Source organism: Streptacidiphilus sp. MAP12-20, from assembly GCF_041262525.1.
In the GTDB taxonomy this organism is placed as follows: domain Bacteria; phylum Actinomycetota; class Actinomycetes; order Streptomycetales; family Streptomycetaceae; genus Streptacidiphilus.
Window position 1 is genome coordinate 1 of record NZ_JBGCCK010000001.1, and the last position, 14,782, is coordinate 14,782.

Consider the following 14,782-nt stretch of genomic DNA (forward strand, 5'->3'; position numbering starts at 1 on the left):
GAGATCGTTGACCGATCGTCAGGAAGCTATGTCAGCTGACAGGTGTCAAGCATCAACTGAAGCCGCAGTGTCAAGCATCAACCGAAGTAGGACAAAATCGGCAGATGAAATGCGTGACTACTTCGCCTACGAGGCCAAGGATCTGACGCCGTGGGTCGCGAAGCACCTCGGGCGCATAGGCAACGCGATGTACCTGGAGAGCAGGTTGGAGCTCGTCGGGACGGAGCAGAAGATCGCTGGCTACAGGATCGATGTTCTGGCCAAGACCAAGGTCGATGGAGCCGACCGCTTCGTTGTGATCGAGAACCAGCTTGAGCGCTCTGACGCGGATCACCTCGGGCGGCTCATCACGTGCGCCGCGGAGATCAACGCGAGTCATGCCATCTGGGTGGGCGTGGACTTCCGCGCGGATCACCTACGGGTGATGGAGTCGCTGGCTGGCTCGATGGGCTGCCAGTTCGTCGCGCTCCAACTCGATGCCGCAATCACCAAGCAGGGCAGCGCCTACATCGATTTTGTTCTCCCGAGCACGTATGAGTACCCCGAAGACCATCTGCGAGCCGTGCTGCAGGACGCCACTCGCTGGGCACAGCGGAACTACCTGACGCTCATCCGCCTCAAGCGCGTCCGCGAGCTGTATTCCGGCGCGGATTACACGCGCTATCGCCGGCAGGTGGAGGAGATGGGCCTCTGGTCTGCCTGGACGGACCAACTGGCCGACAAATTCCTTGAGGAGGCACCCACATCGCGACGCACCGGTCCGGTCGTTCCGGCAAATGCGGAAGCAGAGGGAGCACCGAAATCCTGACCTGGGCAGGGGAGTTCCGTCCTGTCCGGACGGCGTAGATGGTGACGCCTGCGCGTCTCACAGTGCGACCTCAGTAGTTGGTATCTGTTGGCCCCGGCTGGCGGTCGGGTAGCCGGGTGCAGCCTGGTCGGCCCCAGACGCGTGGTGCAGCGGGTGATCACGCTTCAAAGCCGTTCATGCATCCCGTCGGCGGTGGCGTTCTGCAAGCGCCGCAGGGGGACTTCGGCGGGTTGTTCTCGCTGATCAGAGCCAAGATGCTCAGCTGGGCTGGGCTTCGACCAGACCCAGCTGCCTACTGCCGCGAGCGCGGTGGCCCCTCCCGTCCTGGCCCACGTCTGCGTGACCGACGGCTACCGTCGCTACCGGCTGAGATTCCAATGCGAAATCGGAGAATTTCACTTTGAAATTCGCCGGGCTTCGCGTTGAAATCTCTCCTGCGCTCGGCTCCGATCTCTGTGTCAGCGGGTGCGGCGTCGGTGGTCGGTGTCGATCGGGCGCGGCTGGCCAGGTGCGACTCCGGTGCCGGGTGTGATGGGGGTTCGACGGGTGGCGCTGCGGTGGGTGGCGGCGTTGGTGCGGCGGTTGATCTGGTCGGCGGTGTGGTTGCGCAGGCGCCACAGGAGGACTTCGGCGGGGTGGTCGGCGGTGGCGAGTTCGCGTTGTCCGGTCAGGTCGGCGAGAGCGCGGCGAGCGGGGGTGCCGGCGGATTCGGCTTGGGCGAGTGTGGTCGCCAGGGCGGGCCAGGCGGGGTCGGTGAGGATCCGCTGGGCGTGCTCGGGCACGACCGTCCGCACGACGACGGCGAGCCGGTCGGCCTCCTCTCGATTGGGGGTGCGGTCGGTGAGCTGCGCGAGTCGGGGCTGGGCGGCCTGCTGTTGGGCGCTCCGGAGGTGGGCGAGGGCCTGGTGGGCGGCTGCGGCTTGCTGCTCGTGGCCGCGCTGGGTGTGCCACTCCCCCAGGGCGATGAGCAGGAAAACCGCGGAGACAAGTGCGGCGGTGACGAAGTCGCCGTCCTTGCTTCCGGGCACGGTCAGCAGCGCCCTTCCGGCCTGGCGCAGTGCGTCGGCGGCCCGGTGCTCGGCGCGGATCGCTGACCGGTTGGCGCGGCCGAACGTTGCTGCTGCGGCGCGCAGTTCGGCGCGGAGCTGGCGCGGTGCCGCGGCGGCGGTGTTGTGGAGCAGTTCGGCGAACGCCGCCGCCTGCGCCTGGACCTGGGCGTCCATCTCCGCGCTCGCCGATCCGTCCGTGGCCTGAGCGACGAGTGCGAACGCGGTGCGCAGCTCGGTGTCGGCACGCTGCCAGGTGCTGCCCGCATCGGCCTGACGGTCGACGCGGACGACCGACACCGTCTGCACGCTGTCCTCCTCGGCGGGGGTGAAGCGTTCGCGGAGCCGGATCACGGACAGGTCGGGTGCGAGTTCGGAGCCGCCGTAAAAGATCAGCTCCCCCTTGCTGTTGGTGTCGCCGGGCGCGGCGAGACTGTAGCCGGTGACCTCTCCGGTCACGGGTCCGAGGCGTGGCCGGACGTTCACGCCGAGGGCGGTGAGGACCGCGAAGAACTCGGCCTCGTCCCGCGCGGCGGCTGCGGCGGCGTAGGCGTGCTCGCGCAGCCAGACCCGCGCGGTGTTCTTGCGGCCCTGGCGCTCGGCCTTGGCGCGCTCGGCGCTGGTCGGAGTCTTGGGCGCGGTGCCGTCGCCGGACTTGAGCCGCCGCAGCCCGAGTTCGGCCTCGATGCGACGGCATTCCTCCTGGGCGCGGCGGCCGTCGCCCTTGTTGCGGGGTCGGCGGCCGTCCTCGCGGACGCTGGTGGCCATGATGTGGATGTGGTCCTCGGCGTGGCGGACGGCGATCCAGCGGCAGGCGGCGTCGTCGCCGTGTTCGGCGATGCCGGTGGCGTGCACGATGCGGCGGGCGACCTCGGCCCACTCGGCGTCGGTGAGGTAGCGGTCGCCGGGGGCGGTGCGGACGGGGCAGTGCCACACGTGCTGCGGCACCTTCTTGCCCAGGCGCTGCTCGCGCAGCCGCACGGGCTGGTCGAGGTAGTCGGCCAACTCGGTGAGCGCGGCCTGGTGCTGGTCGAGCGGAACGCGGCCGGGATCGATCAGGCCTGGCATGGCGAAGGCGGCGACGATGTGCGGGTCGGTGTGCTCGTCGCGGCGGCCGGGGCCGAAGAGGTAGGAGAGCAGGCCGCGGGAGCGGTCGCCGGTGGAGACGTCAGGCACCACGGCGGCCACCTCCGTCCAGGACCTGCTCCAGGGCGCGGCGGGCCAGCACCGCGACCTGGTGCAGCTCGTCGAGGATCTCCTCGGCCCGGTCGGGCAGCACGCCGCTGTTGACGGCGCGCATGAGCTGGTTGAGGTTGTTCCCGATACGGCCGAACTCCCGGATCAGCTTCCCGAACAGGACCATCAGGTCCTGGGTGGCCTGCGGCGACGGCAGCGCGGGCACGCCCTCGGGACGCTGGTCGGGCAGGTAGGCGTGCGCGAACGCGAGGCCAGCGTCCATCAGGTACCCGGAAAGGGAGCGACCGGCCTCCTGGGCAGCGCGCTTGAGGAACACGCGTTCCGCTGGTTCAGCCGAGCATGTCAGCTGCACCGAGCGCGTGATACCGGAGCGCGGCCGGTACAGGACGTCACTCAGGTGCCGGCGACGTGCGGCGCCGGGCACGGAGTCGTCGTGAGCGGGTGCGGGGATGTCGTTCGCGGCGACGCCGCGGTGGACGAACTCGGCAGGAGTGACGGTCGGCGCGAAGCGCGCGTCGTCGTCGGGCTGGTCCTGGTGGTGGCCGCGCTCGGCCCCAACCCCCGCCTCTGCTCCGGTCGCGGCCCCGTGGGCCAGGGCGGGCACAAGCGCGAAGTCCGCATCGCCGTCAGGCGATGTGGACTTCGCCCCAGCTTGCTCCGCTGTCGAGGGGAGGCCGTCCCCGATGATGCTGCGGTCGAGCGTGGGCGGTTGCCCTGCGGCGAGGCTAGCGGCTGGCGGCGCTTCGGTCGTGCGGGACTTGCGGGAGAAGGGGTTGCGGCTCACGAGGGGCGGGGGCTCCAGTCGTTGCTCGGACGGGTGTGAGGTGGCGAGTGTGCGGAGATTCGACGGTTTGGCCTGGCCGGACTTCTCCGGTAGGGGGTCGGGAAGCGGGCGCTGCCCGGAACCGGTTCAGGTCCGGGCAGCGGCCCGTTGATGCGGGGTCAGTCGGCGGGGTGCTCGCGGGCTTCGGATCGCCGCCGCACCAGGGCCATTGCTTCGGTCAGCCGGTCGGTGCCAGCGCCGAGGCCAGCCGCGGCGAGGGCCTTTCGGGCGCTGTCGCGCGTCAGTCCGGAACCGTCGGGGTGCGCGGCGGCGATGACGTCGGCCAGCTCCGCGATCGAGGCCAGCGCGGGACGCCCGCCTGCCTTCGCGGCAGGGGCCGAACCCGAACCCTCCTCTGGGTCCTGGCCTTCGGGTTCCGGCTCGGTCTCGGTGTCGTCCTGGGCGACGCCCGGATCGTCGTCGCCGTCGTGCCCGGCCTCGGGCTCGGTTCCGTCGGACGACGGTGAAGGGGCGAACTCTGCCTCGGTGGAGGCGGCGAGAGCGAGGCTCGGCTGCTGGGGCGGTGCCGCCGGCATCGCTGCGGAGGCGGTGTACGGAACCTCGGCGGCCTGCTCGGGCACCGGTTGCGTACCGTCCTGAACCCCGGCCGGGGTCGCGGGCACCGGCGGCGTGGGGACGGGCTTGGTGAATGTGCCGCCGTAGCGGGTGATCAGGATGTGCAGGTGCGTCGCTCCGGCCAGGGCGAGCGGCGCGACCGAGGACAGGACCGTGACGGTGGTGTCGTCCAGGTGCAGGGTGACCGTGCCGGGACGGTTCAGGTCCAGGGCGTGCAGGCCGTTCGCCCAGATGCTCGCGGCGCTCGCCGCGATGAACAGCCCCCACGCGTACAGCCTTGCGGGCAGCGGAGCCTCGCGCAGGACCAGCAGGGCCCGCACCCCGTAGGCGATGAAGCCGTCGATGACCACGGGGAAGAGGTAGGTCAGGGTGGGGCGGACGTGAACGGCGGTGGCCATCTGCCGCAGCGCGTCGTAGGACAGGGCGCATCCGGCTACGCCGAGCAGCACGATCGCGCAGCGGTCCCACCAGGTGGCGCGGTGACCGCTGGCCGGAGCGGATGGGTGGGCGGGTATGGCGGGGGCGTCGGACATGGGTGTGGGTGTCCCCTTCAGGGGTGAGGTCTTGGTGGTGGTGTGCGGTGATCCGTCTTGGCCGTCTTGCCGTTGACGTCGCAGGTCAGGCCGGGTACGGCAGCGCCATGGCGTGGCGTCTTCGCGCCGTCCGGCGGCGCGTCTCGGCGTCCTGCCGGTCCCGTTGGACCGAGGTGGTGACGGTGCGCCTGACGGGCCGCGATGGGAGCGGGCCGTGCCCCCGCCGGCGTCCCGGGACGGATCGCTATCCGTCTTGGGACGCTCTGCCGTCTTGGCTACATGGCCGTTGACCTGCCGTTATACGGCTGGGACGGCAAGGACGGCACGAGACGCGGATGGCCAGGGCTGCCCGCAGCCGCCGTTCACTCGGGGAACAAGCGCTGCGTTCCACGAGAGAACACGGCGCGCGTTCCACCAGGGAACTCAGCCTGGGCGGCAGCACGGGCCGGGCAGGTGTGGCCTGGGCCCACCTCCAGCCGCTGTTCAGAAGCTGAACGGCTGGCTTGTTCAGAATCTGAACGGGCTCCTGTTCAGATTCTGAACGCCCTGTGGCTGATCGGGGTGAGACGCTCCCCCACCGGTTCGAATCACTAAAAATCGCGGCGATTATCGATTGAACGGGTCCGGATTTTCGTGATTGAAGCCAGCGGGGGCTGGCTCGGCGGCTCAGTCGGGCTGCGCGGCCCTGCTGACGTCACCGCTGGTGAGGGGGTGGACGGTGGGGCAGTAGCGCTTCCAGGCGTCGGTGAACTTGGTGCGCAGGTAGCCCTTGAGCTGGGTCTGGTCGGGCATGCGGACGTTGCCGGAGCGGATGCCGTACTCGCGCAGCATCCCGGCCAGGGCGCGCGGGTTCAGCCCGCCGCGCCCGGCCTCGGCCCAGGGGGCCTCGGGGTCGGAGTTGAGGCGGTAGAGCAGGGCGTCGGTGGACATGCTCTCCGGATCACCAGCGGCGGCGAAGGCGCGGCGGATGTCGGCGAGGATCCGGGCGTTGGACGGGTTGTCCTGTTCGGCCTGGGCCTCGGCGGCGACCATCCGCTGGCAGGCGGTGCGGGCGCGGTCGGGCCAGGTGCCGCCTGCGAGGTCGGCGACGATGACCAGGGGCTCCCAGGTGTCGGCGGCGCGGTCCTCGACCGGCATGACCGGCTCCAGGTGCAGGGCCTGGTCGGCGACCTTGGCGGCCCAGCGCGCGATACGGGCCCGCAGGGCGTGGAGGGCGGGGCTGTCGCGGCGGGTGCGGTAGGGGCTGACATGCTCGCCCTCGGCTCGGCGGCGCATCCGGATCACGACCGACCGGTCCATGATCGTGTCGGGGAGGTCCCCGATGCCGGCGAGCGCGGCCATGGCGAAGGTGGCGAAGGAGTGCGGGGCGTGCTCCTTGCCGACCACGCGCAGGACGGGCCTGCCGCGCTGGTGGCCGGCGTTGAGCAGGCCGCGCATCTCCTCGTTCTTCTCGGCGACCTTGGGGCTGCCGAAGATGGTGTCGGCCTCGTCGACCAGCAGGGTCGGCGGCTCGTCCGAGATGGAGCGGAAGATCGCCGCCGCCGTGGAGTTCACGGTGATGACGGGGTTGTGGACCGTCTCGGTGAGCAGGTCGAGCAGGCGGGACTTCCCGCAGCGCTTCGCGGGGCCGACCACCGCGAGGCGCGGGGCGTGCTGCCACACCGGCTGCAGGTGGGTCGCCGCGATCCACAGCACGGTCGCGTCCAGGGCCTGCCCGGTGGGCAGGACCACGAAGCGGGCCAGGGTGGTGCGCAACTCGTCGAGCAGCGCGGCGGCGTCAGCCTGTCCACAGGCTGGGGACGCGGTTGCGGGCTGGGGTGCCGCTTGGGGGGCGGGGGCGGTACTCTCGTTCATGGAGATCCTCACTCGGCGGCTCCGGGGGGCAACCCGGTTCCGCCGCAGACGACTGTCCTGGGATGGGCGGTGGCGAGGCATCCAGCAGCCCCCGGTGTTCGTAGCGCCGGGGGTTTTCGCGTTCCTCGGGGCGGGCACCTACACGTTCAACCTCTCTCCGACTCGTCTTCTGATGCCCTTGCAGCATGAGTATGCACGGACGCATGCCCGCTGTCAACCTCACCCCGCATGGCAGACTCAGCCGGATCCAGCATATTGCCTGGCCAGAACCACTGTGATCTGCGCCACATTCGGCCATATGCTCTTGCAGGTTGACCAGGCGATGCTGTTATAGTCTAGGAACTGTGGTCATGTAGACCCGTCCGCATGAGAGAGGAGGCAGAAGAAGTGGACGATGCCAAGCCCCAGCGCTGGGCCCCGCCGGAGGGCGAGGCCCTGGTCGCGCACAACCTGAAGGTCCTGCGCACGACGGCTCGCCTCTCCCAGGAGGACATGGCCGAGCGCATGCGCCGCCTCGGGTTCAAGATGCACCAGACTCAGATCGCCAAGATCGAGAACGGCACCCGGGGTATCAGCTTCGACGAGGCCCTCGGCCTCGCCAAGGCCCTGCACGTCCCCGCCGGCCACTTCATGCTCGAAGCCGTCGCCGGACCCGACGACCCGCACTGGGAGCTCCAGGAAGCGGGCTTCGACATCCAGAAGGCCGAGCAGGAGCATCAGGTCGCCCAGGACCTCGCCGACGCCGCCAAGGCCAGACTTGAGGCGGCCGAGGCCAGATACGACGAGATCGCCGAGCGCCTCGGCGTCGAGCCGGATCCCGGCGGCTTCACCTTCTACCCGGCGCCGAACTCGCCCGAGGACCCGCTCCGCAGCGAGCCCGGCACCGACGGGTAACGCCCAGTCGCGATCTTTCTAGGTATACGGCCGCTGTCGCCGTAGCCTGCCCGCTCACATCCGCCGACCGACCCCCGGTGCTACGAACCCCGAGGGCCACCAGCGCGGACGCCCCACCGAAGTCCACCGCCCATCCCGAACAGTCCAGCGGTCACGTTGCCCCCGTGACCGCCGAAAGGCGTCCCCTATGTCACAGCCCAACGGGCTTCAGCGCTACCTGAGCGTCTCGGAGGTCGCCGAGATCCTCGGCACCACCGAGCGCTTCCCCCGCCGCCTCATAGCCGAGCGGCGCATCGACTTCGTCAAGGCGGGGAAGTACGTTCGCATCCCCCAGAGCGCTCTCGACGCGTACATCGCCGCCAACACGGTCACGGCGATCCGCCGTTCCTCCGCTCGGTCGCGGAGGGCTGCCTGATGGCCAACAACAGCGGTCGCCGTCGGCGCTTCGGCTCTGTCCGGAAGCTGCCGTCAGGGCGGTTCCAGGCCCGCTACCTCGGCCCGGACGGGCTGGAGCGGACGGCTGACACCACGTTCCCGACCAAGACGGACGCCGACGCGTGGCTAGCCGAGGTCGAGACCGACATGCGCCGGGGAGACTGGCGCGACCCACTCGCGGGCGCGGTCAACTTCGGCACCTACGCGCAGACCTGGATCGCCGAGCGCGACCTCGCTCCGTTGACGAGGGAGTTGTACCGTCGCCTCCTGCGGCTCTACCTCCAGCCCGCCTTCGGCGACTGGGAGGTCAAGGAGATCACCGCACCCCGCGTCCGCGCATGGCGGGCGGAGCTCCTGGAGAGCGGTAAAGCAACGACGACGGCGAAGTGCTACCGCCTGCTCAAGGCGGTGCTGGAAACGGCGGTCGACGACGAGCTGATCCGTCGCAATCCCTGCCGCATCAAGGGCGCGGCAAAGGAACAGGCCGCCGAGCGGCCGGTCGCCACCATCGAGCAGGTACTCCACCTCGCTCACCTGATTGGGCCGCGCTGGCAGTTGATGGTGTTCATGGGCGCCTTCTTGTCGCTGCGCCCGGAGGAGCTGGCTGAGCTGCGCAGGTCGGACGTCGATCTTCTCGACGGCGTCGTCCGGATCCGGCGCGCAGCGCCCGAACTCTGTTCCGGACACCGTGTCGTGAAGGAGCCCAAGTCCAAGGCCGGCAAGCGCGCCATCGTCATCCCGGAGATGCTGCTGCCGGACTTCGAGCACCACCTCAAGCTCTACGTCGGCCAGGAGCCGGACAGCCTCCTGTTCCTCGGCGAGCGCGGTGCTCCCTTCCGTCGCTCCACCTTCGGGCGCAAATGGCGCAAGGCGCGGGACGCCGCCGGGATGCCCGGCTTTCGCTTCTACGACCTGCGCCACACGGGGAACACCCTCGCGGCGAACACGGGTGCCAGCCTCAAGGACCTGATGACCCGCATGGGGCACGCCTCCGTCAGCGCCGCGATGGTCTACCAGCACGCCACTGACGAGCAGCAGCGCAAGATCTCCAGGCAAATCAGCGCGGCCGTGGTCGACATCCGGACTCGCCGTCAGCAGCCGATCCACGAAGACGGTGGCGAGACTCGCGAGGCGTAGGTGCACCACAACAGCGGGGCAGGGCCTGGTGACAGGGCCTGCCCCGCTGGTCTTTCACCATGCCAGTGAGTCGGGCCAGATGGTGCCTCGATTCGCGGCAAGCCCGTGCGCTGGTCGATCGTCAGTCGACCGCGGCTCTCGCGAGCAACGCATCGAGCGTCGTGCGCAGTTCGGTCAGTTCGGCCGGGGTGGGATCGGTCGGTTCGTGCGGAACCAGCGCTGCGGGGTTGACCACGGGGACGGTGCCATCCGGACCCGGCGCAGCCGCGGCGCGGGCAAGCAGCGCGCCGTTGTCGGGCGGCGGGGTACCGAGGCCGTCGCTGAGCCGCCGCAGTGCGGAAGCGAGCGGGACTTGGGGGAAAGGGAAGTGAGCGGCGAGCACGTGGGCCTGATGGGTGTGGTCGTCGCCACGGAAGTCCAGGGTCCAGTTCTCCCAGCCCGGCAACGGCCAGTTGTGGATGCCTGCCACGGTCTGTACTGCCCAGAGCGAGACGGTGCGAGTCTGCGGCTCGAAGTGCACACCGCCATAGGGCATGTCCGTGAGCAGAGGAGTGGCCGGCGCATCAACGAGCAGGTCGATCAGACCGGGGCCGTCCGCGACGTGCTCGACAGTCTCCCTCCGGCTGCCCCAGGCGCCAACGCTTCCGTCGGGCAGACGCAGGGAGACCACGGACCAGGGCTCGGCGTCCTCGGTGTCCGAGTACCAGGAAGGCTCGAAGGTCTCGAACCAGCCTGGTGCACGCGTCAGTTCCCGGCCCAGGCCCAGGTGGTGGGTCAGATCACCCATGCCGTCGTGCGCGAAGCGGACGTCCCAGCCGGGCCATGTCCGGGCCAGTACCATGCGGGCGGCAAGGTGGTCGGCCCAGCTGTCAGCGAAGGCGAACCAGAGGAGGATCCGGCGGTCGTGGTCGACGAGGGCGGCTCCCTCGCACCACACGTCGTCGAGCCATGCGTCGATCTCCCGGTTGGCGCGGAAGCAGCGCGTCGCCGCGGCGGGCCCAGGCAGCAGATCGTCGACCACTCTATTGGCGGCCCAATGCGAGTAGTACCGCTGCCAGGCGCCGTCCTCGATCACCACATACTGCGCTCGTGCTCCCATGACTGGAGGCTAGTGCCGCTCCGCAAGAGTTCATGGAGGGGTGTCCGGGCCGGTCAGGCTCGTGCACCCGATTTTTGACTCTCAGGACGGTGGCGGCCACGGACCGGCCAAAAGCCTGCGGGCGTCGTCGACAATCCGCTGTTTGTAGACCTCACGTGGCATCCCCCAGTCCTCGCTCCAGTCGTCCCATTGAATCGTCCAGGCACGGAACGACCGAAGCGCCTCCGAGCAGCCGAGCCGGTCCCCGGCCTCGTTGATCAGCTTGCCACCCTCGATGGCGTCCATGCTGCCGTTGGAGATGAGTTCGAGCCACCACCGCAACAGGGTCCACCGGGCATCGCGGTCCGTGGACGGGAGCTGTGCGGTGAGGTCTAGTTCGTCCAGAGCCTGCGAGAACAGCCGCTGGGCCTCGCCCCCGTCCCGGAGGCTGTAGCTGGCCAGGTCGCGGAGTGCCGGGGAGTCGGCCCCGAGGGCGTAGGCGACAAGCGCCGCCTGAACGAGCGTGTCGGTATCGACGCCGCGGCCCACGCTCAGCTCGATCGCGAGCATCCGCAGATTTTCGACGGCCTCCTGGGCGGTCGCAGCGTAGGGGTCGTGCGGCGTCGTCGTGGTGTCCTCCGCGAGCCCGCCATCGTCGTCGTCAAGGAAGTAGGACCAGAAGGGCAGCGTCGTCCGCGTAGCCGCGAGGGAGCGGGACGGGCCGATGCCGAACTCGTGCCGCAGGTAGTCGGCGAGGTCGTTGCCGTAGTAGATGATGTCGGTCTGGTACACCGACAGCACCGGGTGACCGATCTCCCCCTTGATGCCGGGCAAGTACCGATGCGAGTAGACGGGCACCAACTGCGGCACCTCCCGGAGCCGGGCCGCCGCCAGTTGCAAGGCCTGCTGTCGGCTCTCGGGCTCAGTGCCCCAACCCGGGTACCAGAAGCCATGCTTGACATCGAACATCACGCCGTGCGTCGGCCAGTCCAACCGCCCGCGCAGTTCCTCGGGATCGGCGCCGCGCCAGTCCGGCCAGCTCTTGCCCAGCGGAAGACCCGCTTGCAGGAAGGTCCTGTGATCCGCCGCGAAGCGGAATCCAAATCGCGCCTCGACCGCGTCCAACTCCGCGTCGCTCAATCCAGGACCGACCTCCGCCGGCAGCGCGGCCAGCAGGGTGAGCGCCAGGTCCCTGGTCATCAGTTCGGACGATTCAGCAGTCACGATCCAGCAGCCTAACCAGGAAGGGCCCGCCCCGACTCAGCACCCAAGCAGGCACTCCCAAGTGGCGCAGGTCACAGAGGATGCGTCTCGCGATTTGAGACGGTTCGATGCCGATCGTCAATTCAGCACCTGGAAACGGCCCTATTCAGCCGAGCCCGAGGGGTTGCAAGCAGCCTTCTGGCACGAATCTGGCACGGGGATCTGGAAATGGTCTGGACAACAAACAATCCCCAGGCCTTTGACCTGGGGATTCATTGAAGAGCGGGCGACGAGAATCGAACTCGCGCTCTAAGCTTGGGAAGCTTATGTTCTACCATTAAACTACGCCCGCCTGACCAGCCGTCAGCAACGGCCGTTCCACCCTCACTCTACCCCATCAGCCACGCGACGTGCAGCGGTGGTGCGCGTGCGCGGCGTGGGCGTAACGTGACGCCTCGGATGGCGAGTCGGCGGCGAGCCTGTGGGCGTTATGTCCGGAAGATCCCCTAGGGTGGCAGGGCTGGCCTACGGCGTTGGGGAGAGGATGCAATGGAGCGCACAGTCGTCCGTTGTGCCGAAGGGCACCTGTTCAGCACCGCGAGCTTCCCACTGCAGAATCTGCGGTCCGCACGGATCGGCCCCGGCCGGCTGATGCGGTGCCCGCAGTGCGCGCGGCTGCGCAGTGCGGTGCCTGCGGACCTGGCGGTGCTTTCGACGGAGCAGATCACGCGGGCGTTGCGGCGGGAAGCCGCGGAGTTCCTGGCGTAGCGAATATCAGGAGTTGACGCGGACCCCCGTGCCGGATTGGGCGGGGGTCCGCTCATGCACGTAACCTCGACCCGTGCTGCTCTCAGACAAGGACATCCGGAACGAGATCGAGTCCGGTCGTGTGGTCATCGACCCCTACGACCAGGCCATGATCCAGCCGTCCAGTATCGACGTGCGTCTCGACCGGTTCTTCCGGGTCTTCGAGAACCACAAGTACCCCCACATCGACCCCGCAGTCGAGCAGCCCGACCTCACCCGGCTCGTGGAGCCGGACGGGGACGACCCGTTCATCCTGCACCCCGGTGAGTTCGCGCTCGCGTCCACCTACGAGGTCGTGTCCCTCCCCGACTACCTGGCGTCCCGCCTGGAGGGCAAGAGCTCGCTCGGCCGCCTCGGGCTGCTGACGCACTCGACGGCCGGGTTCATCGACCCCGGGTTCAGCGGGCACGTGACGCTGGAGCTGTCCAACGTCGCGACGCTGCCGATCAAGCTCTACCCCGGCATGAAGATCGGCCAGCTCTGCATGTTCCGGCTGAGCTCGCCGGCCGAGTTCCCCTACGGGTCCGAGAAGTACGGCTCCCGCTACCTCGGCCAGCGTGGCCCGACGCCGTCACGCTCCTACATGAACTTCCACCGGACGAAGATCTAGAAGGATCCAGAAGATCTGAGGCCCGGCCTCAGGCCCGCTTCGGCGTGGTCGTGACCGTCAGCTCGGTGCCGTCCTCGCTCAAGCGGAGCTCCGCCGTCAGCGCGGCGAGCTCGCCGAGGTGGTGCAGGTGGGTGCCGCCGCAGAAGATCGAGGCATGGCCTTCCGGGAGCGAGGCGTGCCATTCGCGGCGGGCGGTGAGCTCCGGGCTCGGGGCCTCGACGCGGACCGACGAGTCCGCCGCGACCCAGGCGGCGAGGCGGGCGTTGACGGCGTCGGTGACGGCCGCGAGCTCGTCCGCCAGGCCGTCCGCCGTAAAGCCCTTCTTCTTCAGGGACTTGCCGATCCGGTAGACGTCGTAGCTGGCGGCCGTGTCCATCCGCGAGGTGTCCATGGCCAGCGAGTCGAAGTCCGGGCTGCCGAGCGAGTCGCTGCGACCCGGGTCCTTGCGCCAGCGCGGCGCGAGCGCGGAGTTCAGGGCCAGCGCGAGCAGGTGGCAACCGGTGTGCGAGGCGCAGAGCGCGGCGCGGCGGTCGGCGTCAACGCGCAGCTCGACGTCCTCCCCCACCGCGACCGGCTCCGCCACGACGTGGACGACGAGCCAGGACCAGTCGGCGTCGCCGCGCCGCACGGGGATGTCCGCACCCAGCGAGAGCTCACCCTCGGGGCTCAGGCCGCCGGTGACGCAGTCGAGCACGGCCTGCCCGGCCAGCGTGCCGGTGTCGGCCGGCTGGTCCGGCCAGGTGTGGTCGAGCGGGTGGAAGGGCGTGCGCTCGACGACGACGCCGTGGCGGCCGTCCGGCAGTGGAACGCAGGCCACGACCGTCGACCGGCCCTCGACGTCCCCGGCGGGGAAGGTCACCTGGGTGGAGACGGCGGGGAGGGAGGGCGCGGTCATGGGATGCTCCAGACGGTCATGGGTTCGTGCTGGACCATTCAACCGCAAGCGGGCAGAGAAGCCGGAAAGCCGAGCTACGCGGGACCGGTCAGCCCAGGGTGGGCAGCTTGATCACGACGAGCAGCATGATCAGCTGCAGCGCCCCCGCCGTCGCCGCCTTGCCCCAGGGCAGGTCGTGCACCTGCCGCAGCATCGCGGTCAGGAGCCACGCGCACAGCGCCCAGGTCGCCCAGCCCAGCGCCTGGACGACGCCATTGCCCGGTGCCACGAAGAGCGCGAGCAGCAGCCGGGGCGCGTCCGTCAGCCAGGCGATCAGCATGGACAGCCCGACCGTCGGCGCGTAGGCGCCGTCCCCGCCGAGGCGGCGCGCCAGCGCCTGGGTGACCGACCCCAGCATCAGCCCCGCAAGGACGAAGCCCACCACGCTGCTCAGCACGATCGTCAGGGCGATGCCGAAGGTCGAGCTCAGGATCTGGTCGCTGGTGCTGCCGAAGGCGAAGGTGGCCAGCAGACCGTAGAGGGCGGAGACGGTCAGCGCCGGGCCCCAGACCTGGTGCGCGCGCATCTGCGCGAAGGTCCGGGTGGGGTGGCGGACCAGGCCGCGCAGCAGCTCACGCCAGTGCAGCCGGTCGGAGCCGACCTTCGGGTGGGGCTGGCCGGCCCGGTAGACGGTGACGTGCTCCCCGTCGAGCTCTCCCGCCGCGGGCATCTGTGGCAGGGTGAAGGAGCGGGTGTGGCCCCGCTCGTCGGCCGGGTCGACGGCCACCGCCGCGGGGGCGGACCCGCCCGAAGCCGCGGTCACGGCCTCCGCCTGCTGCCGACCGCTGCCGATCCTGATTCCTCGTAGACGCACAAGCTGACGGTACCCGGCCGCCGGGTACAGAAA

13 protein-coding genes and 1 tRNA gene are annotated in these 14,782 nt (G+C 69.7%); 5 read left to right on the plus strand and 9 right to left on the minus strand.

Annotation, left to right across the window (positions count from 1 at the left end):
• The first annotated feature begins 109 nt into the window (after window positions 1-109).
• The gene (locus tag ABIA32_RS00005) at window positions 110-808 is read left to right on the plus strand and encodes a hypothetical protein (protein WP_370091503.1); all 699 of its coding nucleotides are present in this window, start codon (window positions 110-112) and stop codon (window positions 806-808) included.
• A 458-nt stretch (window positions 809-1,266) separates the two neighbouring features.
• On the opposite strand, the gene ABIA32_RS00010 is transcribed toward ABIA32_RS00005, so the two are convergent.
• From ABIA32_RS00010 to ABIA32_RS00025, 4 genes are all read right to left on the minus strand, one after another.
• Window positions 1,267-3,033 (minus strand): relaxase/mobilization nuclease domain-containing protein, encoded by a 1,767-nt coding sequence (locus tag ABIA32_RS00010; protein WP_370091504.1) that lies wholly within the window; start codon window positions 3,031-3,033, stop codon window positions 1,267-1,269.
• Complete coding sequence (locus tag ABIA32_RS00015; RefSeq protein ID WP_370091506.1) at window positions 3,023-3,835, minus strand: MobC family plasmid mobilization relaxosome protein; 813 nt, start codon at window positions 3,833-3,835, stop codon at window positions 3,023-3,025. Before ABIA32_RS00015 ends, ABIA32_RS00010 begins: the two co-directional genes overlap by 11 nt.
• Before the next feature lie 158 nt (window positions 3,836-3,993).
• Window positions 3,994-4,983, minus strand: a complete 990-nt coding sequence (locus ABIA32_RS00020) for a DUF2637 domain-containing protein (RefSeq protein WP_370091507.1) — start codon at window positions 4,981-4,983, stop codon at window positions 3,994-3,996.
• A 666-nt stretch (window positions 4,984-5,649) separates the two neighbouring features.
• Entirely contained in the window at window positions 5,650-6,837 is a 1,188-nt protein-coding gene (locus ABIA32_RS00025) for a DUF3631 domain-containing protein (RefSeq protein ID WP_370091508.1), read from the minus strand.
• A 387-nt stretch (window positions 6,838-7,224) separates the two neighbouring features.
• Between ABIA32_RS00025 and ABIA32_RS00030 the strand changes: the two genes are divergently transcribed.
• From ABIA32_RS00030 to ABIA32_RS00040, 3 genes are all read left to right on the plus strand, one after another.
• Window positions 7,225-7,731 carry a helix-turn-helix domain-containing protein gene (locus ABIA32_RS00030; RefSeq protein ID WP_370091509.1) on the plus strand — a complete coding sequence of 169 codons (507 nt, stop codon included), beginning with the start codon at window positions 7,225-7,227 and terminating at the stop codon, window positions 7,729-7,731.
• Window positions 7,732-7,918: 187 nt separating this feature from the next.
• Window positions 7,919-8,146, plus strand: a complete 228-nt coding sequence (locus ABIA32_RS00035; protein ID WP_370091510.1) for an excisionase family DNA-binding protein — start codon at window positions 7,919-7,921, stop codon at window positions 8,144-8,146.
• Window positions 8,146-9,303: a tyrosine-type recombinase/integrase gene (locus ABIA32_RS00040; RefSeq protein ID WP_370091511.1), complete on the plus strand. Its 1,158-nt coding sequence runs from the start codon at window positions 8,146-8,148 to the stop codon at window positions 9,301-9,303. Before ABIA32_RS00035 ends, ABIA32_RS00040 begins: the two co-directional genes overlap by 1 nt.
• A gap of 121 nt (window positions 9,304-9,424) precedes the next feature.
• Here the strand turns inward: ABIA32_RS00040 and ABIA32_RS00045 are convergent, their stop codons facing one another.
• The 3 genes from ABIA32_RS00045 to ABIA32_RS00055 form a co-directional block, all read right to left on the minus strand.
• Window positions 9,425-10,402, minus strand: coding sequence for a hypothetical protein (locus ABIA32_RS00045; protein WP_370091512.1), 978 nt, complete (start codon window positions 10,400-10,402; stop codon window positions 9,425-9,427).
• 81 nt (window positions 10,403-10,483) lie between these two features.
• On the minus strand, window positions 10,484-11,605 hold the full coding sequence (locus tag ABIA32_RS00050) for a hypothetical protein (RefSeq protein ID WP_370091513.1): 1,122 nt from the start codon (window positions 11,603-11,605) through the stop codon (window positions 10,484-10,486).
• 260 nt (window positions 11,606-11,865) lie between these two features.
• Window positions 11,866-11,936 (minus strand) — tRNA-Gly (locus ABIA32_RS00055).
• Between the two features lie 489 nt (window positions 11,937-12,425).
• Between ABIA32_RS00055 and dcd the strand changes: the two genes are divergently transcribed.
• Window positions 12,426-13,001, plus strand: a complete 576-nt coding sequence (gene dcd, locus ABIA32_RS00060) for a dCTP deaminase (protein WP_370091514.1) — start codon at window positions 12,426-12,428, stop codon at window positions 12,999-13,001.
• A gap of 28 nt (window positions 13,002-13,029) precedes the next feature.
• On the opposite strand, the gene ABIA32_RS00065 is transcribed toward dcd, so the two are convergent.
• Window positions 13,030-13,896 (minus strand): metal-dependent hydrolase, encoded by an 867-nt coding sequence (locus tag ABIA32_RS00065; protein WP_370091515.1) that lies wholly within the window; start codon window positions 13,894-13,896, stop codon window positions 13,030-13,032.
• An 88-nt stretch (window positions 13,897-13,984) separates the two neighbouring features.
• On the minus strand, window positions 13,985-14,749 hold the full coding sequence (locus ABIA32_RS00070) for a Yip1 family protein (protein ID WP_370091516.1): 765 nt from the start codon (window positions 14,747-14,749) through the stop codon (window positions 13,985-13,987).
• Between the last annotated feature and the right edge of the window lie 33 nt (window positions 14,750-14,782).